The organism is Streptomyces albospinus, from assembly GCF_014648695.1.
Classification (GTDB): domain Bacteria; phylum Actinomycetota; class Actinomycetes; order Streptomycetales; family Streptomycetaceae; genus Streptomyces; species Streptomyces albospinus.
On record NZ_BMRP01000001.1, the window covers coordinates 80,584 to 100,836 of the forward strand.

Annotated in this window: 15 protein-coding genes and 3 pseudogenes; 14 read left to right on the forward strand and 4 right to left on the reverse strand. The window is 68.2% G+C overall.

The window, feature by feature from the left end; all coding sequences use genetic code 11:
- The first annotated feature begins 228 nt into the window (after positions 1–228).
- Both IEZ17_RS00535 and IEZ17_RS00540 read left to right on the forward strand, forming a co-directional pair.
- The gene (locus IEZ17_RS00535; RefSeq protein ID WP_189295145.1) at positions 229–1,341 is read left to right on the forward strand and encodes an ATP-binding protein; all 1,113 of its coding nucleotides are present in this window, start codon (positions 229–231) and stop codon (positions 1,339–1,341) included.
- A 39-nt stretch (positions 1,342–1,380) separates the two neighbouring features.
- On the forward strand, positions 1,381–3,678 hold the full coding sequence (locus IEZ17_RS00540) for a glycosyltransferase family 4 protein (protein ID WP_189295147.1): 2,298 nt from the start codon (positions 1,381–1,383) through the stop codon (positions 3,676–3,678).
- A gap of 4 nt (positions 3,679–3,682) precedes the next feature.
- Here IEZ17_RS00540 and IEZ17_RS00545 read toward each other — a convergent pair whose 3' ends face one another.
- Both IEZ17_RS00545 and IEZ17_RS00550 read right to left on the reverse strand, forming a co-directional pair.
- Positions 3,683–4,369, reverse strand: coding sequence for a hypothetical protein (locus IEZ17_RS00545; RefSeq protein WP_229851637.1), 687 nt, complete (start codon positions 4,367–4,369; stop codon positions 3,683–3,685).
- A 137-nt stretch (positions 4,370–4,506) separates the two neighbouring features.
- Positions 4,507–4,677 (reverse strand): annotated as a pseudogene (locus IEZ17_RS00550) (IS5/IS1182 family transposase); the annotation flags it as partial.
- Here IEZ17_RS00550 and IEZ17_RS43730 point away from each other — a divergent pair.
- Positions 4,678–4,812 (forward strand): hypothetical protein, encoded by a 135-nt coding sequence (locus IEZ17_RS43730; RefSeq protein ID WP_268249796.1) that lies wholly within the window; start codon positions 4,678–4,680, stop codon positions 4,810–4,812.
- Between the two features lie 479 nt (positions 4,813–5,291).
- On the opposite strand, the pseudogene IEZ17_RS00555 reads toward IEZ17_RS43730, so the two are convergent.
- Positions 5,292–5,603: pseudogene (locus IEZ17_RS00555) on the reverse strand (NsdA family TPR-like regulatory protein); the annotation flags it as partial.
- Positions 5,604–7,134: 1,531 nt separating this feature from the next.
- Positions 7,135–7,466 (reverse strand): annotated as a pseudogene (locus tag IEZ17_RS41860) (GNAT family N-acetyltransferase); the annotation flags it as partial.
- 440 nt (positions 7,467–7,906) lie between these two features.
- Between IEZ17_RS41860 and IEZ17_RS00565 the strand changes: the two are divergent.
- The 11 genes from IEZ17_RS00565 to IEZ17_RS00615 all read left to right on the forward strand — a co-directional run.
- On the forward strand, positions 7,907–8,200 hold the full coding sequence (locus IEZ17_RS00565) for a hypothetical protein (RefSeq protein ID WP_189295151.1): 294 nt from the start codon (positions 7,907–7,909) through the stop codon (positions 8,198–8,200).
- A gap of 151 nt (positions 8,201–8,351) precedes the next feature.
- Positions 8,352–8,597 (forward strand): hypothetical protein, encoded by a 246-nt coding sequence (locus IEZ17_RS00570; protein WP_189295153.1) that lies wholly within the window; start codon positions 8,352–8,354, stop codon positions 8,595–8,597.
- 31 nt (positions 8,598–8,628) lie between these two features.
- Positions 8,629–9,363 (forward strand): WXG100-like domain-containing protein, encoded by a 735-nt coding sequence (locus tag IEZ17_RS00575; protein ID WP_189295162.1) that lies wholly within the window; start codon positions 8,629–8,631, stop codon positions 9,361–9,363.
- On the forward strand, positions 9,360–13,079 hold the full coding sequence (locus IEZ17_RS43735; RefSeq protein ID WP_189295164.1) for a DUF6531 domain-containing protein: 3,720 nt from the start codon (positions 9,360–9,362) through the stop codon (positions 13,077–13,079). Before IEZ17_RS00575 ends, IEZ17_RS43735 begins: the two co-directional genes overlap by 4 nt.
- A gap of 5 nt (positions 13,080–13,084) precedes the next feature.
- Positions 13,085–13,474, forward strand: coding sequence for a hypothetical protein (locus tag IEZ17_RS00585; RefSeq protein WP_189295166.1), 390 nt, complete (start codon positions 13,085–13,087; stop codon positions 13,472–13,474).
- Positions 13,475–13,973: 499 nt separating this feature from the next.
- The gene (locus IEZ17_RS00590) at positions 13,974–14,723 is read left to right on the forward strand and encodes a GntR family transcriptional regulator (RefSeq protein ID WP_189295167.1); all 750 of its coding nucleotides are present in this window, start codon (positions 13,974–13,976) and stop codon (positions 14,721–14,723) included.
- A gap of 338 nt (positions 14,724–15,061) precedes the next feature.
- Positions 15,062–16,741 carry an APC family permease gene (locus IEZ17_RS00595; RefSeq protein WP_189295169.1) on the forward strand — a complete coding sequence of 560 codons (1,680 nt, stop codon included), beginning with the start codon at positions 15,062–15,064 and terminating at the stop codon, positions 16,739–16,741.
- A 220-nt stretch (positions 16,742–16,961) separates the two neighbouring features.
- Positions 16,962–17,141, forward strand: a complete 180-nt coding sequence (locus tag IEZ17_RS00600; RefSeq protein WP_189295172.1) for an SPOR domain-containing protein — start codon at positions 16,962–16,964, stop codon at positions 17,139–17,141.
- Positions 17,142–17,192: 51 nt separating this feature from the next.
- Positions 17,193–17,621 carry a (deoxy)nucleoside triphosphate pyrophosphohydrolase gene (locus IEZ17_RS00605; protein ID WP_189295174.1) on the forward strand — a complete coding sequence of 143 codons (429 nt, stop codon included), beginning with the start codon at positions 17,193–17,195 and terminating at the stop codon, positions 17,619–17,621.
- A gap of 240 nt (positions 17,622–17,861) precedes the next feature.
- Positions 17,862–18,323 (forward strand): ATP-binding protein, encoded by a 462-nt coding sequence (locus tag IEZ17_RS00610; protein ID WP_189295176.1) that lies wholly within the window; start codon positions 17,862–17,864, stop codon positions 18,321–18,323.
- 162 nt (positions 18,324–18,485) lie between these two features.
- Positions 18,486–20,253: SpoIIE family protein phosphatase (locus tag IEZ17_RS00615; RefSeq protein WP_189295178.1), on the forward strand; the 1,768-nt coding region annotated here is incomplete at its 3' end.

The window sequence follows — 20,253 nt, forward strand, 5'->3', positions numbered from 1 at the left end:
GACTCTCGCCTGGATTGGGCAGCGGATGGAGCCCCCGGTGCAGGCGTCCCACCGTATAAGCGAGCGCGGGCCTGCACCATGTCTCGGTTTCACCGGTCGGGCACTACGTGATCTTCCGTCTCGGGTGTCGAATGTGCACGGGTCGGAGGCGGGGGCCGATACGCTGCTGCGAAACGCTCCCGGTGCGCCCCGTCCGGATCGTACGATCGAGGCGAGGTGAGGGGGCTCATGAACATCTCCGCGTTATGCAATCCCTACGACTACCGGAACCCGGTGCGCGATGCCGCCTTCTTCGCCGGGCGGGGCGAGGAAGTCGCGGTCATCAAGTACGAGCTCGACCAGGCCGCCGTGGACCGGCCGTCAGTTTGTGTCGTCGTCCACGGGCCACGAGCGGCAGGGAAGACGAGCCTGCTCAACGCCACTGAGTGGATGGCCAAGAAAAACGGGTTCGTCACCGTACGCGTGGAGCTGATCGAGGGCGACGGGGAGCCGGCGGTCTTCTTCCGGAAGGTGTACGAGGAACTGGTCTCCGCGATCACCGCCGAGGGTACGGATGAGATGAGCGTCCCCGGACCGGCCGCGGTGCGACGGGTGATGGCGGGAGCGGCCGAAGCCGCCTCGGTGGCACCACTGGAGTTTCCAGAAGCCGTGGCACTCGCCGGGTCGGAGGGGCGGCTGCCGGAGGCGGCGCTGCGGGCCGATCTTGCCTACTTCGTAGGGCTACTCGGGCATCCGATCGTGCTGCTTGTCGACGAAGCCCAGCTGATAGCCAACGATGCCCGTGCGTTGTCCGTTCTGCGGTTCCTCACCTCACGCGTGGACGGGCTCGTACTGGTACTCGCTGGCACCTCCGGACTCATCGACCGCATCACCGACGTTCACTCACCGATCTTGCGGCAGTTCAAGGAAATTGAGGTCAGAGGATTCATCGAGTGGGAGGACGTCTACGCGTGCATGGTGCGCCCGCTCGTGAGCGTTGGTATCCACGGCTCCGCGTCGGCCAACGTGGTCTCCGCCCTGAGGCAGCTCACGGACGGAAATCCCTACGAAATTCAGCTGTACTGCCACGAGATGTTCGCCCGCTGGCAGCGTGGTGCGGCCGAAGGCATGAAGCTCACCGCGGAGGTACTGGAAGGCATCCGTTCCCGTATGGAGTCGGGGCGCGATGTCCTCGAGCGTCCATTGATCCGCGCGGTACGCGCGATGGAACGGCATGATCTCATCGCGTTCAATGTGTTGTCCTCGGCGCTCGGCCACGCGACGGCGGACGAAACCTGGTTCGCCTACAACATGGTTGGATCACCGGAGATCACACGTGCGCAGTACGACCGATGTCGGTAATCACTGATTGCGGACGGCATCATCGCCGATGAGGACACCGTGCGGTTCGCCCTGCACACCGAACTCTTTGACGAGGTCTATGCGCGGCTGTGGACGGTCGGGAAAGTCGGATCGGCTCCGCACACTCAGTACACCAGCCGGAACAACCTCCATCAGCTGATGGTCCAGCGTCTCGACCATCTCCTGCGCGACTTCGCAGCCGGGCCGCTCCAGACCTTCCCCACCTGTTGCCCTGCCATGAACGGGAGCCATATCGAGGAGATCTTCAACGCTCTGGAGACGTTGCCCGAGGCAGGGCCGAACGCTGCCCCGCGGATCAGTCTCCTTCATAAAGCGATCCTGCGTGCGGAGGAGCCCTTGGCTCTCGATCTTACTACTGTGACCTGCACATATGCCGGTCATACCGTGGAGCGTTGGTTGTACGCGGCAGACACGGATGACATCGCTCTGGCTGACTCTTCCGACTTCAAAACGGCCACCGAGCGGCTCGCACGGCTCGGCGGCGAGTTCACGGCCGACCGGGTCCGCGTGCCGCTCCGGTCGTGGCCAGCACGGAGCTGGTTCCAGAGAGCGACAGGAGGGCTGCGCACCGAACTCGCGGACAACCACCTCCACGCGGGGTACGGCACGTACAGGCGGGGTGACGTCCCCGCCGCAGTTGATCATTTCCGGGTCTCGTTCACGCTGGCTCCCGGCTGGGAGCAGGCCAACAACCTGACGTACCTCACCCTGGTCACTCGGGGCACAGACGATGCGCTCACCTGGGCCGAACGCGCCCTCGAACTGGCCGACGCCCCCTGGAACCGTGCACTGAGCCTCTACAACGCGGCCATAGCACAGCTCCTGGCAGGAGACCGGATTGCGGCCGCCGACCACTTGGCGAACGCGGCCGAGGTGTTGGACAGCGCGGCGATGTCCGACCACACCGTGGATTTTCTGCTTCTGCCGAACCCCGACGATATTACGACTCTGCGTGAGGAGACCGGGGTTGACTTGGTTAAGGCGGTGCGCTGCGCCCACTCCCTGCTCGGCACCGGCTCCGGTAGCCCGGGAATCCTTCAGAAGCGGGATGAGGAGGAGGACGAGAAGAGCGCGCTCCGGGATCAGCGCGTCGACCATCCCGCTCCCGGCCACCGAGCACCGGTCATTCTGTCCGTGGCCACCGAGTGGGCGTCCTCTCACGGCGGGCTCAGCACCTTCAACCGCGATCTATGTCGCGCGCTGGCTGACGCCGGCGCGCGGGTGTTCTGCGTGGTGCTCGCTGCCGCTTCCGAGGAGGTGACAGCGGCGGCCGAGTCGGGTGTCATCCTGCTTCCTGCGCCCGATATGCCCGGAGCCTCCGAGGACATGCGGCTCACCAGTCGGCCGAAACTTCCCATGGGGACGCTGCCCGATCTTGTGGTGGGGCATAGCCGGATCACCGGGCCAGCGGCGAAAAAGATCGCCGACGACTTCTTCCCCACGGCCCGCCGACTGCACTTCGTGCACATGGCTCCGGACGAAATTGAGTGGTACAAGCCGGACCGACGGACCGATGCCGGGCTACGGGCCGAAGAACGGACGGACATTGAACGCACTCTTGGCAGAAGCGCGCATCGGGTGGTCGCGGTCGGCCCCCGGCTGCACGACCAGTTCCTGGCCGAGTTCACCGGTACAGAGGCTCATCCGCCGCTGCGACTCGACCCCGGGTTCGACTCCGCCGCGTCTTCAGTACCCCGCACACCACCAGGAGGTTCCCCGTGGCGGGTTCTGCTGATCGGTCGTACCGAGGACGCCCGCCTGAAAGGGGTGGATCTCGCCGCTGCGGCCTGTGGCCGCGTCGCGACGTGGTTGCACGAAGACGGTCTGCGCCGGCTCAGGCTGCTCGTCCGCGGAGCTCCGGAAGACGCTGTGGAACAGCAGCGAGCGGACATCATGACATGGGCTGCCAGCCCACAACTCGAAGTCGTCGTCCGCGCATACGCATCCGCCGAGGAGCGCATTGCCAACGACCTGAACAGTTCCAGCCTGGTGATCGTCCCATCCAGGTCCGAGGGGTTTGGCCTGGTCGGCGTCGAAGCGATCGCTCAAGGCGTCCCCGTCCTCGTCAGTTCGGGGAGCGGTATCGCCCAGATGCTGCGCGAGATACTTGGGCATGAGGCGGCCGATCCATTTGTCGTGTCCATCTCCGGCGATGATGAAAGGGACACAGATAAGTGGGCGCGGGCCATCGACCGGAAGCTGAGGGACCGCGAAGGTGCCTTCCGGAAGGCAGCAGAGCTGCGGGCGCAACTGGCGGAGCGAGTGCCGTGGAGGAAGGCCGCCGCCGTGGTGCTCGGTGCCGCGGCGCAGCAGTGAGCGCTTATACCTGTGTGAACGCGGCTGCAGAGACGTCGCGTTCGAGTATTGCCCGGTGGAACTCGTAGGTGCGGATGTTCGAGATCTTGATCAGTAGACAGTAGCGTTCTTCGGAGGCGATCTCCCTGGCCACCTGCGCGTACTCGCGCCGGAGGAAGTGGATGGCAGCCTGGTTTGCCAGTGCGCTCTGCCCGCACACCAGGACCACAGGGCGGCTCGACTCCTGGGGTGTGAACTTCGCAACGAGGGCGTATTCCTCGTTGCCGTGGTCGAAGAGGTACTGGTCGCCGCCGACAGAGAAGGCCACTGAATCGGGCCGATCGCTGTAGGGGTGGATGGTGACGCCCGGCAGATACGCGGCGAGATGCCCTCCTGCGCGGACATTGGCGTCGCCGAGCGGACCGCCGACGCAGAACTCAGTGTGGTCGCCGTTGCTACCGCGGAAGGTATCGGTTGCCACCGATACCTGACAGCCCAACTCGCCCGCGAGCATGGCTATCTGCACTACTGCCTGCACGTCCCTGCGGTGCACGGTGCGGGGCGAGTTGTGTTTGCTGGGCAGCACGACGAGACAGGTCTCGCCGGGCCTGACACCGAAGAAGCTCGCCTTCCTGTACAACTTCCGGGTGCGCTTGCCGCGCTCCCACAACCAGACGAACCCACCGCTGAGAAGACTGGTCACCAGCCCCATCGCTATGTTCGCGAGCGTGGAAAGAATTGCTTGCCCCTCCCCTTGCGGATCGATCTCCCACCATTCTCAGTGAGTATCCGCCCCGGAAACATGGTCTGCGGGGCGGCGTCCTCAAGAGGTCTTAAGACCGCCTTCAACGTGGTGAGGAGGGCGAGTCGCTTGTAGCAGCACAGGATAGCGGCCAAGCCGAGAAGGGGCAGGTAGTTGCGGGGCTTGCGTTCGTAGGGAGTGCTGAGTAGGCGGTATCCGGACAGCCGGGAAATGGCCGCTCGATGTATTTTCGGTGCGCCGCGGCCACCCACCTCGCTGTGCATGGGCTGCGTAGCCGCTCGGCCTCGGGCCTGGACCTTCCGGACGGGGCGGACTCGATTCGGCTCGACTTCGAGACCGACGACCCGACCGACGACATCCGGGTCACCTTCTCCGACGGGCGCCGCGCCTAGGTGTCCGCCAAGCGCAAGGTCGCCAAGGGGCGTCCGATCGAGGAGACCGACGCCGGATCGGTTGCGCAAGCCTCCAGATTGGGGCCTGATGACCTTCTGGTGATCGCGTGTGAGGACTTTGCCGGCCCGCTAAGGACCTCGATCGCGTGCTCCGGAGGCACAGGGCCGGCCTGCGGATGGAGACCGAGGCCGAGCAACGCGCCTTCAAGCCCCTCGACGACCTGCTCCCCGCAAGCACGCGCGAGCTCGTCCTGGATCGGGCGCACATCCTGCACCTGCCCAACTCGACCGGGGCAGCAGCCTCCCGGGACCTCCTGGCTGCGCTCATGGACTATGTCGTGATCGATGAGCAGGGGCAGCGGGCCGTGACTGTCCTCGCCGACCTCTTCCACCGACAAGCCGGCCAGGCGGTCGGCAGCGGCATTGACGCCTGGGGCATGGCTTTGAATAGCGCTGGGTGGGTATCCAGGAGACGAGGGTCACGCGGCGAACCGGGCTGCCCGCTCGCGGAGTTCCTGGGCTTCCGGGACGCCGCTGTAGCGGCGGAGGCGTACGCGCATGTCTTGGAGGGAGGCCTGGACCTTCACGGCGCGGATGCCGTCCGCGCAGTCGAGGAAGTCCCGCCAGGTCATCATGGCGCCGTCGACATCGCCTTGGCGGAGCCGTATGCCGCCCAGGCAGGCCAGGACGATGGCGCGGGTGCGGCGGCGGTCGAGGCCGTGGATGTCGATGGCGAGGTGGAGGTGCTCCTCGGTGCCGTCGAGGTCGCCGAGGCGGGAGAGGAACATGCCTGATTCGTGGGCTCATCGGCCGGGGGAGTAGTGGGCTGCCCAAGAGTCGCCGCCCGCGGTGGCCGGCTTGCCGATGGCGGTCTCGGCCATGGCGAGGTGCTTGGTGGCCATGTGGCGGTCGTCGTCCTGGGCGGTGGCGTTGGCGAGGGGTGGCGGCCGTAGTCCAGGCAGGCTTCGCCGAGTTGGACGGCCTCGGCTCGGTAGCCCGGGTCGACGCACTACACGGCGAGCCTCCGCAGGGCGGTGGCGGACAGTTCCGGGTGGCCGGCCTCTGAGGCCAGGCGGAAGGAGTGGGCGAGGATGGCTGCTACCGGGGCTTGCACTACGGGGCGGTGCCCTCGAGTGATCAGCGGCGTGGTGCGTATGGTTTCGACGGTGCTGGCGTCCGCCGTGCGGTAGCCAGTTGACCGCTGGACTGGCTGGCCGGGAGAGGGGCGTACGCTCCGCTTCAGCACCGGGGCCAGCTCACAGGCCTTCATCGCACCGCATGGGGTAACGAGCAGCTCAGCGCCGCTGCGATCCCCCCGGGCGCGGCCTGAGATGCCTCTTGACGTTCACCCCGTCGTTTCGGGGGCCGATTCCCGTGTCGTTTCTGTGTACGTCCTTGGATACGACGCCCCACCCCACCAGTAGCCGCAGATCATGCGTGCTGCGAGCCACCAGCGGGCGAGGGCGACTGTATATCTGTGCAGCAAAGCATCCGATCTACCTGTAACGGCCCCGGCGCCTTCGGGCCTCACGCAACTTTCGGCACCCGCCAGAGCCCCAACTTCAAGGAGGGAGTGCTGGTTTCACGTTTGGTGGCGGGCGCGGTGGTGTTGGGGGCCGGTCCTGGAGCGGTGCGTGGGCGGCGGGCCTGGGGGCGGTCGGTCGGCGGGGGAGCGGGGTTCGTGCGGTTGGAGGTGGTCGGTCGGTGTGGTGGTTTCGGGTCGTTGGTGGGTGCGGGTGAAGCCGAAGTGCAGATCGTTCCGGAGCCGTCGGGTGCCGGAGAAGACGGCAGGGCCGGCTTACCGAGGGGCCCGGGCGTTCGTGAGCATGGTCAAAGCGGCGTGATCTCCGTGTCGCAATGCAGCTGCCGTTACGCCACTCGGTGTCGAACATAGCGAATTCTGCACTGCTGCACTCGGCTAGTAGAGAGATGGCTCGGCAGTGGCTCGTTGGTGGCTCGGTACTGACTCCTATGTTTCTGAGCTGGGGAAAGGCGACTGCATGAACAGCTTTACCTCGGACGGTGGTCGCATTCTCCCGCCTCGTCGCGCGTCGAACATCGACGATGGCGATGACAATTTCGCTGGTCGGTTTCTCTATTACTTCACGTCAGCGCCATACGGATTCGGTCCCGCTTCCCGGGCGCCATCTGCCGATGCCCGCTGTTTCTCCCTGCCCCTTGCCAGTTGCCCTACCTCATGTTTCCACCCTTGCCGACGACCATCTGACTCCATGCCCGCGACAAGTTGCACTCTGCTCCCGACCCCCGAGCCTGTGGTGCAGGAGTGGGCGGTCGAACGAGTTCGGACCGTGGTCCGGTCGATCAACCGGACAGCGTGAGCGGAGACCACACGCCGAACCACTGCTCGGCGCCCCACGCCTCGAACCGTTCCAGCTCGGTGAACCCCAGCTTCGCCGAGAGGCGCATCGAGCTGGTGTTGGCGCTCTGGGTGTAGAGCACCACCGGCTCACCGGGCAGCGCGCCGGCAAACCAGTCGAGTACCGCTGTGCACGCCTCGGTGGCGTACCCGCGGCCCCACGCCTCCGGTAGGAACAAGTAGCCGAGCTCCGTCTCCCCGGCCTCCAGTCGGTGGCACTCGGACTCTCGGGGTCGTGCGGTTTGAGCTGGACCGTGCCGATCATTGCTCCGTCGAGCATCTACGGGCACCCGGCGCCTGCCGCGGGGAGCGCTGCCGGCAGGCCCTGGAGCAGGCGCTGGGCCCGGCTCCTGCCGACGCGCCCGCGGCGGCGCCGGCGGTCGCTCACCGGAGCGCCCCGGCTGCTGGATCGTCGCTGGATCCGGTCGGCGGAATTCGGGTTCGCGCAGGTCACAGCGGTTGTGTCGACATTCCGGTTCAACGTGTGAGGTTTTCGAACGGGAGCCCTCCGGCCTGTGTTCGCACAGGTCGGAGGGCTTCTTCTGTTCGGAGGTGGTGGAGTTTCAACGGAACGTTGTGTGGGGTCGTCCGGGAGTGTGCTGGTGCTGTTTGTGCAGGTCGGCGGCGCGGTCGAGGGTAGTTGAATCCGGGCGGGGTTTTCCGGTGCCGGATCATCGGTGCTGGATGATCTGACGCTTCGTCGGGTCTTGTGCTGGGATGGGCCACAGCCTCGCCGAAGCCGCCGACGCCCTGACCGTAGGACTCGCCCGCACCCGGCCCGGCGTGGGCCGCCTGCTGGTCATCGCCTCCGACGGTTACTACCGCGCCCGCGAGGCCGCCCGCGCCGCTGCCCGCATCACCGCCCTACGCACCGCAGGGTGCGCGGTGCTGTGGCTCGTCTTCGCCCCTGACCCCCGCCCCCCGGCGCGACCCTGCTGCAACTGGCCAACCCGGCCCGGGCCGCCGCCGCGATCGGCCGGGGCCGTCATCCGCGCCCTGGCCACCACCTGACCGCACACGGTCGCCCTGGCATCCCCGGGGTGACGCCTCGCCCGCACGCCGCCGCGGCCCGCGGAACGCCGCCCCGCGCCCATGTATCCCATGCCTGCTCACCGAGGCGCGCGCACCCGCCTCGCCATACCCGCCGCCAAGGTGCCCGCCCATGCACGAACGGCTCGCTCAGCCGGTCGTCGAGCTCCAGGACCGCCACCCACCCGGTCGCCGACCACCCTTGCCGGCCGGCCTCGTCGCCGAGGCCGCCGCCTGCCAACTGAACCTGGCCACGCCCAAGGGAATTGATCAAGGAAGCAACGGTTTCTTGCCAATCCGCACCAATAGACACACTGATGACCCTGCCTCGAATATTTCTTTGCCCGTCTCTTACTCCCCCTTGGGCACCGTCTGGTGAGCTGCTGTGGGGTTTCAACAAGGGGGAAAGTATGGCGATCGAGCTGCCTGGTCAGGTGGTGTCGTTCCTTCAGTTCATTGGGGTGAACTGGCCGGACATCAATGAGGACAAGGTCCGCGAGTTCGGTTCTCACGTGCGGGATTTCGCGCAGAAGGTGGATGACACCCACAAGGAATCCACCTCCACAGTCAAGCAGCTCGAAGACGTGTATCAGGGTGCGTCGTACGAGGCGCTGCTGGCCAAGTGGGGTCAGATGTCCGACAGCCACATGACGGAGCTGGTGAACGCCTGCCATGTGGTGGCCGACGCACTGGATGTCGCGGCGGACACGATCGTGGCGATGAAGGTAGAGGCGATCGCCGAACTGACCGTGCTGGCCATTACGTTCATCGCCGACCAGGCCGCGGCCGTCGCCACCTTGGGGATCGCTGAGGCGGCCGAGGCGCTGGTCGTCGAGGCTGCCGAGAAGCTGATGGACTACCTGGTGCAGCAGCTGGAGCAGTACATCATCGGCCAGGTCGTCGAGGCTGCCATCGATCCCCTCGTAGAGACGGTCGGCAAGGCGGTGGGCGGCCTGGTCTTCCAGGCCGCCGAGTCCGCCCTCGGCGTCTCCGCCGGCGGCGGAGACGGCCGTGCGGGCGAGAGCTTCTCCATCCACCCGGAGGCCCTGCACGCGCGCGCGGAGAAACTGCACGCACATGCACGGACGGTGGCCGGGCACGCCGCCGAATTCGAGTCGAAGGCTGCGGGGCTGAGCTTCGTATGAGCAATCCGATCGTCAAGGCGCTGGAGCACGGCGCGGCGAAACTGGGCAAGGTCCTTGGCAAGGACGCCGGCAAGGCGGTCCAGGACCTTTACCACGGGACGGGCCATCGGCTGAAGAAGGTCGCCACCAACCACGCAGAGAACGACGCCAAGCACGCTGCGGAGCTCGACAAGCTCCTCAAGGGTGGCAAGGAGGACATCCCGCACGCGCCCCACGCGACGGGCGGCGGCCGCCCCGGCGGCCGCGACAAGCCGTCCGACGTGCGGCCGGACTCGATGAATGGCTCCACCAGCGACCCGCATCTCACCGGACGCCCCACGCGCGACCGGCCCTGTGAGAACGACCCGGTCGACGTCGCCAGCGGCGAGCTGCTGCAGACGGAGACCGATCTCGACCTGCCCGGTGTTCTGCCGCTGCAGATCTCCCGTACGCACCTGTCCTCGTACCGGTACGGGCAGTTCTTCGGCCCGTCCTGGGCCTCTGTACTGGACGAACGTCTGGAGGTGGCGGAGGACGGGGTCATCTGGGCCCGTGAGGACGGTTCCTTGCTGCGGTATGAGTCCCTGCCACCAGCGGGCAGCGACGAGGCGGTCTACCCCGTCACCGGGGCGCGGCTGCCGCTCGTCCATGCCGGCGCCGGGGCGCTCGGCGAGACCACGTACGAGATCACCGACCGGCGCACCGGCATCGTCCGCCTCTTCGCCGACTCCCCCTCCCGGTCGGGTTGGTTCTGGCTGCAGTACATCGTCGACCGGAACGGCAACGAGATCGCCCTCTCCCGCCTGGAGGACGGCACCCCGACGACGGTCCACCACAGCGGCGGCTACGTCGTGCGTATCCACACCGAGGCAGGCCGCGTCTCCAACCTCGCTCTGGACACCTCCGACGGACCGGCCGAGATCAAGTCCTACCGCTACGGCGACGGCGGCGGCAACGTCACCCACGTGGTCAACTCCTCCGGAAAGGCCCTGGAGTTCGGTTACGACGACTTCGGTCGGATGACCTCGTGGACGGACCGGAACGGCTCGACGTTCCGGTACGAGTACGACCACTGGCACCGTGTCGTGCGTACGATCGGCCCGGACGGTGTCCTCTCAAGCCGCTTCGCCTACGACCGTGCCCAGCGCACCACCCGGTACATCAACTCCCAGGGTGCCGTCACCGTCTACCAGTTCAACGCCCGGCATCAGGTGATCGCCGAGACCGATCCGATCGGGAACACGGTCAGGCGTGAGTGGGATGAGCACGGCAACCTGCTCGCCGAGACGGACCCGCTGGGCCACACCACTCATTACGCGTACGACGACGCCCAGAACCTCACCGCAGTTCACCGGCCTGACGGCACCACGGTCCGCGCCGTGTACAACGGTCTGAACCTGCCCGCGGAGATCACGACGCCGGACGGCTCCATCTGGCGGCAGGCATTCGACGAGGGGGGCAACCTCACCGAACACACCGCGCCGGACAGCACCGTCACACGGTACGGGTACGACCTCACCGGCGCGGTCGCCGAGATCATCGCCCCGGACGGCTCCAGGTCGAGCTACGCGAACAACGGGGCCGGCCTGCCGACCTCGTACACCGACGCTCTCGGCCACACCGCGCACGTGGAGCGCGACGCCTTCGGGCGCCCGGTCGCACTGACCGACCCACTCGGAGTGCGTACGCACCTGGAGTGGACCCGCGAAGGCAAGATCGCCACCCGCACCCGCGCGGACGGCGCCCGGGAGACCTGGGAGTGGGACGGGGAAGGCAACCTCCACCGGCACACAGATCAGGTGGGCGGCGTTTCGGCGTACGCGTACACGCACTTCGACAAGCTCGTCTCCCGCACCACTCCCGACGGCGCCACCTACCGCTTCACCTACGACACCGAGCTGCGCCTCACCCAGGTCACCGACCCCGCCGGCCTGACCTGGGACTACACCTTCAACGAAGCGGGCCGCCTCACCGCCGAATCCGACTTCGACAGCCGCACCTCCACTTACGGTCACGATGCCGCGGGGCACCTCGCCACCCGTATCACCCCCACCGGCGACAGCGTTACCTACGAGCGGGATGCCCTGGGACGCATCACAGCCAAGGAAGCCGCCGGACACGTCACCCGCTACCGGCACGACGCCCAGGGCCGCCTCCTCGAAGCTGCCACCGCCACCTCCCGCGTCGCCTACGAACGCGACGTACGTGGCCGGGTGCTGGCGGAGACGGTCGACGGCCGTACCGTCCGCTACACCTACGACGCGCTGGGCCGCCGCACTTCCCGCACCACGCCGACCGGTGCCGTCACCCGCTACGCATACGATGCCGCAGGCCGCACCACGGGCGTCGATATCGACAGCCACGCCCTCGCCTTCACCCACGACGCCGCAGGCCGCGAGACCACGCGTACCTTCGGCACCCCCGACGCTCCGGTTTCGGTGACCTCGGTGTGGGACATGTCCGGCCGTCTCGTCGCCCGCGCCGCCGCCGCCCCCGGCCGCACCCTCACCTCCCGCACCTACCGCTACCGGCCGGACGGCCACCTCGCCGCCGTCACCGACGAACGCCTCGGCACCGGGCGCCAGTTCACCCTCGACCCGATCGGCCGCCCACTCGGCGTCAGCGCCGAGAACTGGATCGAGCGATACAGCTACGACCTCGCGGGAAACCAGACCGAGGCCGCTTGGCCCGACCAGGCCGGCCACGACGAGGCCCGCGGCCCCCGCACCTACGCCGGCACCTGCCTGGAGTTCGCAGGTCGCGTCCGCTACGAGTACGACGCCGCAGGCCGCATCACACTCCGTCAGAAGAAGCGCCTGTCGGCCAAGCCTGACACGTGGCGCTATGCATGGGACGCCGAAGACCGCCTCACGGCCTGTACCACCCCCGACGGCACCCGCTGGACCTATACCTATGACGCCATCGGGCGTCGCGCTGCCAAGACCCGCCTCGCCGCCGACGGGCAATCACCGGCCGAGACCGTGGCGTTCACCTGGGACGGCACCCGCCTCGCCGAGGAGCACTCCAGCACCACCGACGTCACCACCACCTGGGACCACAAGGGACACACCCCTCTTGCCCAGTACGAACGCAAGCGCCTCTCCCAGGACGAAGTCGACGCCCGCTTCTTCGCCATCGCCACCGACCTCACCGGTATGCCGACGGAGCTCATCAGCGAGGACGGCGACCTCGCGTGGCAAGCCCGCACCACCACCTGGGGCTCCACTGCCTGGAACCGCAACGCCACCGCGTACACGCCCCTGCGCTATCCCGGGCAGTACGCCGACCGCGAGACGGAGCTGCACTACAACTTCTTCCGGCACTACGACCCCGACACCGGACGGTACGCCAGCCCGGACCCGCTTGGGCTCGGACCGGCCGCCAACCCGGTCAGCTATGTGCTGAACCCCTCACGCTGGCGGGATCCCCTTGGTCTGTTCGGCTGCGAAGGCGATGACGAATTCTCAAGCCACCACGAACCAGCGCGTGATCTTTCCCGGTACACTGAAGGACAGAAGACTCGCGATCCGAGTTCGCAGTGGTATCACGAATACCTGAGTAACGATGAGCTTGTGGCGTCATTCAACCATGCTGGACCAGGGGATGGATTCCTTGTTTCGCCCGGAGGGCAAGTACTCGGTGGGCACCACAGATGGGATGAGCTCATGACCAGGGTGGGCGATGGCCGTATCGATCCCGAAACTCCCATCCGTGTCGATGTTCTTGGCGGGGAGTAGGGACTATGTCGCTCGTCCGGTCTTCAGATCCTGATTATCGCGTGTGCCAGGTCAGCTTCGCGGATCTGCTCGAACTGCAGTTGCGGGCAGAGAGGGAAGGGTGGGCAACGCGGTGGTCCTCTGAGGAGTCCCTTCGCGGGCAGGTGAAGGAGGCTTCCGTATTTCTCTGCCCGATCTTGCGGGAGGAGCGAAATGGTGAAGTTCGCTCCTATCGATGCCTCATGCTTTTCCCGGTGGAAAAGGGGGGAACCGCAGGGGGTGTGACAACAATCGATATCGCCCCAGAGGTGCTCGCGTCAATGGAAAGGATTGATCGAGACCCGCAGGTGCGAAAGGCGCTTGCGAGAATTTTCTCCATCGCCTCGGGCGGCATCTCCATGGTCTCGAAAGACTGATTTCATCCGGTCGCGACCGGATCAAGGGGATGCGCGGATGAGAGATCGCGAACCCTTCACCGGGGTCCGCTCCGCCCGCGGCTGCCGCCGGATGCCGCTCCGTGAGCTGCACGACCGCGGCGATCGCCGACTGCTGGATACGTGCTGGATCGGTCGCCACGCCGGGAGGTTCCCGCAGGTCACTGCGGAGCCCCCGACATTCCGGTTCAACGTGTGAGCGGGTGGAACAACACCTCGTCGCCGGCCTGGCGAACAGGCCGGTCAGAAGGGTCGGCTCCGCCGGGAGTCGGCCCTCTGTGCTTTCTCGTGCGGGGACGGTGCGGGTGTGGTGGGCATCGGGCGGGGCCGGGTCGGGGCGGAGGTTTTCAGGCCGCGGGGTGTGTTCCTGGAGGGGCTGAGCTGGGGGTAATTACTTTGGGTGAATCTCTGGTGTGGGCTTGCGGTTGGCGACGCGCGGTTGCCACGCTGTTGCTGACTGTCAAGCTGTTGGGAGGGGCATGTGTCTTTCGGTGAGCAGCCTGCGTACCTCCGCGTCGCCGGTGACCTGCGCCAGAAGATCGTCGACGGGGTGCTGGCCCCGCACACCCGTCTCCCTTCCCAGGCCCGTATCCGCGAGGAGTACGGCGTCTCGGACACCGTGGCGCTGGAGGCGCGCAAGGTTCTGATGGCCGAGGGCCTGGTGGAGGGGCGCTCGGGGTCGGGGACATATGTGCGCGAACAGCCCGTGCCGCGCCGTATCGCTCGCGCCGGCTACCACTCCGGGGGCTGTACGCCGTTCCGTCAGGAGCAGACGGACGAGCGGGTGCGCGGCACTTGGGAGTCCAACAGCGAGCAGGAGGCGGCCAGTTCGGCGGTGGCGGCGCGGCTGCGGATCCCGGTGGGGGCCCGTGTGATGCGGACCCGCTATGTGTTCCGCGCGGAGGGCGAGCCGTCGATGCTCTCCACCTCCTGGGAGCCGCTGGCGGTCACCGGGCGGACGCCGGTGATGCTGCCGGAGGAGGGCCCGCTGGCCGGCCGCGGGGTGGTCGAGCGGATGGCCGCGATCGACGTGGTGGTGGACAACGTCATCGAGGAGGTCGGGGCGCGGCCGGGGCTGGCCGAGGAGGCGATGGCGCTGGGCGGTGTGCCGGGGCATGCGGTGCTGGTGATCTCGCGGACGTACTTCGCGGGCGGCCGGCCGGTCGAGACGGCCGATGTGATCACGCTCGCGGCCCGCCATCGGGTGGCGTACCACCTACCGGTGAAGTAGCGGAGTGGCGGACCGGGCACGTGGAGTGCCCGGCGGCCGGTTGGGTGTGCCGGACGGTCCGCGGGGGCCCGCCGCGGACACCCGGTGGGCTCCTCATGTTCGCCAAGTAGACGTCCAGTACTGGAATCGCAGGGTCCGCTGACCGCGATTTCCAGCCGATTTCAGTGTCCCTTTTGTGGTGTTCTGTACGCCAGTGTCGTCCGTTTACCGGTGTTGGAAACCTCACAGAGGCTCAACTGGGCGGGATTTTTTGCTCGGTGTGGGAACCGGATCTACGGATTCGCTCTTACGATGGCGAAGTTTGTGCACGGCACGGGGGAAGACCAGGAGACCAGCACGTGAGCACGACGAAGACAGCGAGCGCGGAGCAGGGCTCGCACTCGAATTACCGTCGGTCCCTCGGGACCATTGCCCTGACCGCCACTGGTCTCGGGTCGATCATCGGTTCCGGTTGGCTCTTCGGAGCCGCGCGGGCCTCTGCCATCGCCGGACCGGCCGCCATCGTGGCCTGGATCATCGGCGCCGTCGTCGCGCTCACCATCGCGCTCACGTACACCGAACTCGGCTCGATGTTCCCGAAGGCCGGCGGCATGGTCCGCTACGGCCAGTACTCGCACGGCTCGCTGGCCGGGTACCTGGCCGCCTGGGCGAACTGGATCGCCATCGTCTCGGTGATCCCCGGTGAGGCCACCGCCTCCGTCCAGTACATGAGCAGCTGGAGCTTCAGCTGGGCGCAGGGGCTGTACAACGGCAAGGAGCTGACCGGCACCGGCGTCGGGCTGGCCAGCGTCCTGCTGGTCTTCTACTTCTTCCTCAACTGGTTCGCGATCACGCTGTTCGCCAAGACCAACACCGCGATCACGGTCTTCAAGGTCGTCGTCCCGGTGCTGACCGCGAGTGCGCTGATGGTGGCGCACTTCGACACCAGCAACATCACCAGCCACGGCGGGTTCACCCCCCACGGCTGGAGCTCGGTCTTCACCGCGGTCGCCGTCTCCGGCATCGTCTGGGCGTACAACGGCTTCCAGTCCCCGCTGAACATGGCCGGGGAGGCCCGCAACCCGGGCAAGTCGCTGCCCAAGGCCGTGATCTCGTCGATCCTGATCGCCCTGGTCATCTACGTCGCCCTCCAGATCGCGTTCCTGATGGGCGTGCCCGGCGACAAGCTCGCCGCCCACGGCTGGGCGGGGCTCGGCTTCAACTCCCCGCTCGCCGACCTCGCGGTGGCCTGGGGCCTGAACTGGCTCGCGATGCTGCTGTACGCGGACGCGTTCATCTCGCCGTCCGGCACGGGCATGATCTACGCCGCCACCACCTCGCGCATGATCCACGGTGTGCAGGAGAACGGCCATCTGCCCGGCGTCTTCGGCAAGGTGGACAAGAAGACCGGTGTGCCGCGGCCGGCGCTGCTGCTCAACCTCGCGATCGCCTTCCTGTTCCTCGCGGTGTTCCGCGGCTGGGGCTCGCTCGCCGAGATCGTCTCGGTCGCCACGGTCATCTCGTACATCACCGGGCCGGTCGCGGTGATGTCGCTGCGCCGGATCTCGCCGGACCTCAAGCGCCCGGTGCGGCTGCGTGCCATGCCGGTGATCGCGCCGATCGCCATGGTCTTCGGTTCGCTGGTGCTGTACTGGGGCCGCTGGCCGCTGACCGGCAAGGTCATCCTGATCATGGCCGTCGGTCTGCCGGTCTGGGCCTGGTACGAGATCGGCAAGCCGCTGACCCAGGGCCGCAAGCCGTGGGCCCAGCTGCTGCCGCACCTCAAGGCCGGTGCCTGGATGGTGGCGTACCTGCTCGTGATGGCCGCCATCTCGTACATGGGCGGCAAGGAGTTCGGCGGTAAGGGCTACCTGCCGGAGGGCTGGGACGTGGTCCTGGTCGCGCTGGTCGGCCTGGCCTTCTACTTCTGGGGCGTGCGCAGCGCCTGGCGCAACCCGTCGCTGGTGCAGGCCGAGGCCGAGATGACCGAGGCCGAGGCCGCCGACGTCGCGGAGGCAAAGGCTCCGGTCGGCTCCTGAGCGCTGTTCTTCCGTGCCCGGTAAGCGGGCAGAACCGGCCACTCGCAGGCCGCTCTTGGCGATCCAGAGCCCGCGGGTGGCCGGTTCGGTATCTCTTTGTGTAAATCCATATCCGGTGCGTAAAGGTCGGGCGTAGGCTCGGGCATATGCGGATCGCGATTTCGGCATCAGCGCAGGAGGGGCGCGTCATGGGGCGCTGCCGGGCGGACGGAGGGGCGCAATGACTGACAACGGAGCCGTGCTGCCCTGGCTCGTCATCCGCCAGGACGAAGGCGGCAACCGCTATCGCGTCGGCCGCTATGCCACCCGAGCGGAGGCGGAGCGGGTGGCGGACCGCCTCGACACCCGCGGCAGTCGCCAGCTCTACGTGGTCGAGCAGGTGGGCCGCGGGACGGCGTGAGGGGGGCGGAGCGGGAAGCGGGACGCGAGCGGGGGACGTAGGCTGCCGCGCATGACGACGGTGCGCGTAGTGGTGGGCGGAGCGGTGTGCGAGCGCGGGCGGCTGCTGGCTGCCCGGCGCAGTGCGCCGCCCGCACTGGCCGGCCGCTGGGAGCTGCCCGGCGGCAAGGTGGAGGACGGCGAGACGCCCGCACAGGCGCTGGTGCGGGAGCTGCGCGAGGAGCTGGGTGTGGAGGCCGCGCCCGAGGAGCGGATCCCGGGCGAGTGGGTGCTGCGGCCCGGCTATGTGCTCCAGGTGTGGACGGCCCGGCTGGTGTCCGGCCAGCCGCGCCCGCTGGAGGATCATGACGAGCTGCGCTGGCTGCTGCCCGGGGAGGAGCAGCAGGTCGACTGGCTGGACCAGGACCGCCCGGCCGTCGCCGAGGCGATGCGGCGGCTGGCCGCACGGGCCGCGTCGGGGATTCCCGGCGCGCGGCTGTAGCGCCCGGGGCCCGCCCTTGCGGTGGGCGCCCCCGGTGCTCGCGGGGCGCGTACGCCGCCCGCTGAGCTTCCGGTGTCCGCCCGCTCGCCGGGTGTGCGCCACGGCGCCGTATCGCCGCGGGATGTTCCATTTGTGCAACAGTGCGCGATTGCAGGCGATATTTGGGGTTCGATATCGGGTATGTCCTGATTGACCCCTTTCGGTGCGCGTGATGCCACTGGGGAACCCTCCGTCTGGGAAGTGATCGGCGTGAGCGACGGCGCAGCGGCAGAGGTCCCGGAACCCGTCTCCGCCGATGGCCGCAAGCGCGGCAGGGTATCCGGCGCATCGAGCGCCGAGTGGAGCTTTCCGGCCGACCCCGGCGCGGTCCGCACCGCGCGCACCATGGTCCGTCAGGTGCTCGACGACTGGGGGCTGAACGGCGCCGCCGATGTCGCGGTGCTGCTGGTCAGCGAACTGGTCACCAACTCCCTGCGGTACGCCAGCGGGCCCATCGGCGTACGGATGGTGCTGCTCGGCGCCGGGGGGCTGCTCGTCGAGGTCTCCGATCCGCTGCCCGACCCGCCGCGGGAGCGCGCCACCACCCCGGATGACGAGGGGGGACGCGGTCTCCAGCTGGTGGCGTGCAGTTCGCGGCGCTGGGGGACACGGCGGGGAAAGACCGGTAAGACTGTGTGGTTCGAGCTGTCGGTGGCTGGTTAGGAGTCAGGGGGAGTCCTGATCGTTGCCATTTCATCGACATTTTGTAGATGGGCTGCGATCGAGACTGTGCTGTGATCGTGAAGACCGTGTTCCGGATAGCCGAGGTGCTGGAATACTCGGCAGGTCCGGTCCGGGCACGATGAGCTGGAGGGGACGGGGCTCGTGAGCGAGAAGTCTTCTGGCGGGGCGCTACCCGCGCAGAGCGAGGGTCAGGGCGGTGCGGACGGCCCGGGCGACCCAGGCGGCCGTAGCCGTACGCGGGAGCCGCAGGGCCCGCCCGTATGGCAGAGCAGCCGGCCCGGATCGATCTACGACTACATCAGAGTCGCCTCGTTCTCGCTGGGCCCCGACGGGCGCATCGACCAGTGGAGCGAGCGGGCCGCGCAGATGCTGGGCATCCCCGCCCGGTACGCCATCGGCAAGGACCCCGTAGCGGCTTTCGTACCGGGCGAGTTGCGGGAGACCGGGCGCCGCAAGGTGTCCGAGATCCTCGACGGGCGGGAGTGGACCGGCCTGGTCCCCTACCGCCGGGACGCCGACGGCGACGGGGACGCCGACGGGCTCGCCGAGATCTATGTGATGCCGGCCGAGAACGAGCACGGCGAGCGCGGCGCGGTCTGCCTGGTCGTCGACGTACGGGCGCTGCGCGGCATCGAGACCGACCTGGCCGCCTCGCAGGCGGTCTTCGGTCAATCTCCCATGGGCTTCACCCTGTTCGGCACGGACCTGAAGCTGCTGCGGGTCAACGAGCGCTTCGCCACCGTCTTCGGCGGCCCGGCCGGCAGGTACCGCGGCTGCACCCCGCACGACTTCCTGCCGCGCCCCGAGGCCGAGCGGATGACCGCGGCACTGCGCCGCGTCCTGGAGACCGGGGAGCCGGTCACCGAGATGCAACTGGTGGGCATGGTGCCCGGCGACGAGGACCGCCGCCGCTGGTCGGTGTCGCTCTACCGGCTGCACGGCGCCAGCGGCCGTCCCATCGGCGTCGCCGCGCTCGCCTCCGACGTCACCGGCCGCCGCCGGGCCGAACGCGAGGCCGCCAACGCCCGCCGCAACCTCGCGCTGCTCAACGAAGCCGGCGCCCGGATAGGCAACTCGCTCGACCTGGAGACCACCGCCCGCACCCTGCTGGACGTCGCCGTACCGCAGTTCTGCGACCTGGCGTCGGTGGATCTCTACCAGGGTCTGCTGGCCGGCGACGAGGCGCCGCCCGGGATGAGCGACGGCAGCGCGGAGCTGCGCCGGGTCGCCTTCGCCAGCGCGGTGTCCGACGCCCCGCTCGCCTCCACCACCTGCTGCGTCCCCGAGGACGGGCCCGGACCGGTCGCTGTCGGCGCGGTCCACCGCTACCCCTTCAACTCGCCCTGCGCAGGCGCCCTGCGGACCGCGCAGGCGCAGATCATCCCCGGCCGGGAGAGCGACGACGGGCCGGAGCTCGGCGCGGTGGTGCACTCCACCCTCGCCGTCCCGATGGTCGCCCGGGACACCATCGTCGGGCTGGTGCAGTTCTCCCGTACGAAGGGCAGTGAGCCGTTCGGCGAGCGCGACACGGCGCTCGCCGTCGAACTGGCCGCGCGCGCCGCGGTCTGCATCGACAACGCCCGCCTCTACCGCCGCGAACACGAACGCGCCCTGATCCTCCAGCGCAGCCTGCTGCCGCCCGGCGACCCGGAGGCGGCCGGCCTGGACATCGCCTGCCGCTACCTGCCCGGCACCACCGCCACCGAGGTCGGCGGCGACTGGTTCGACGTCATCGAACTCCCCGGCCACCGCACGGCGTTGGTGGTCGGCGACGTGATGGGGCGGGGGCTGCGCGCCGCCGTCGCCATGGGCGAACTCCGCACGGCCGTCCGGACGCTGGCGCTGCTGGACCTGGAGCCGGCCGAGGTGCTGGGGGCGCTGGACGAGATCGCCCGGGGGCTCGGCGGCA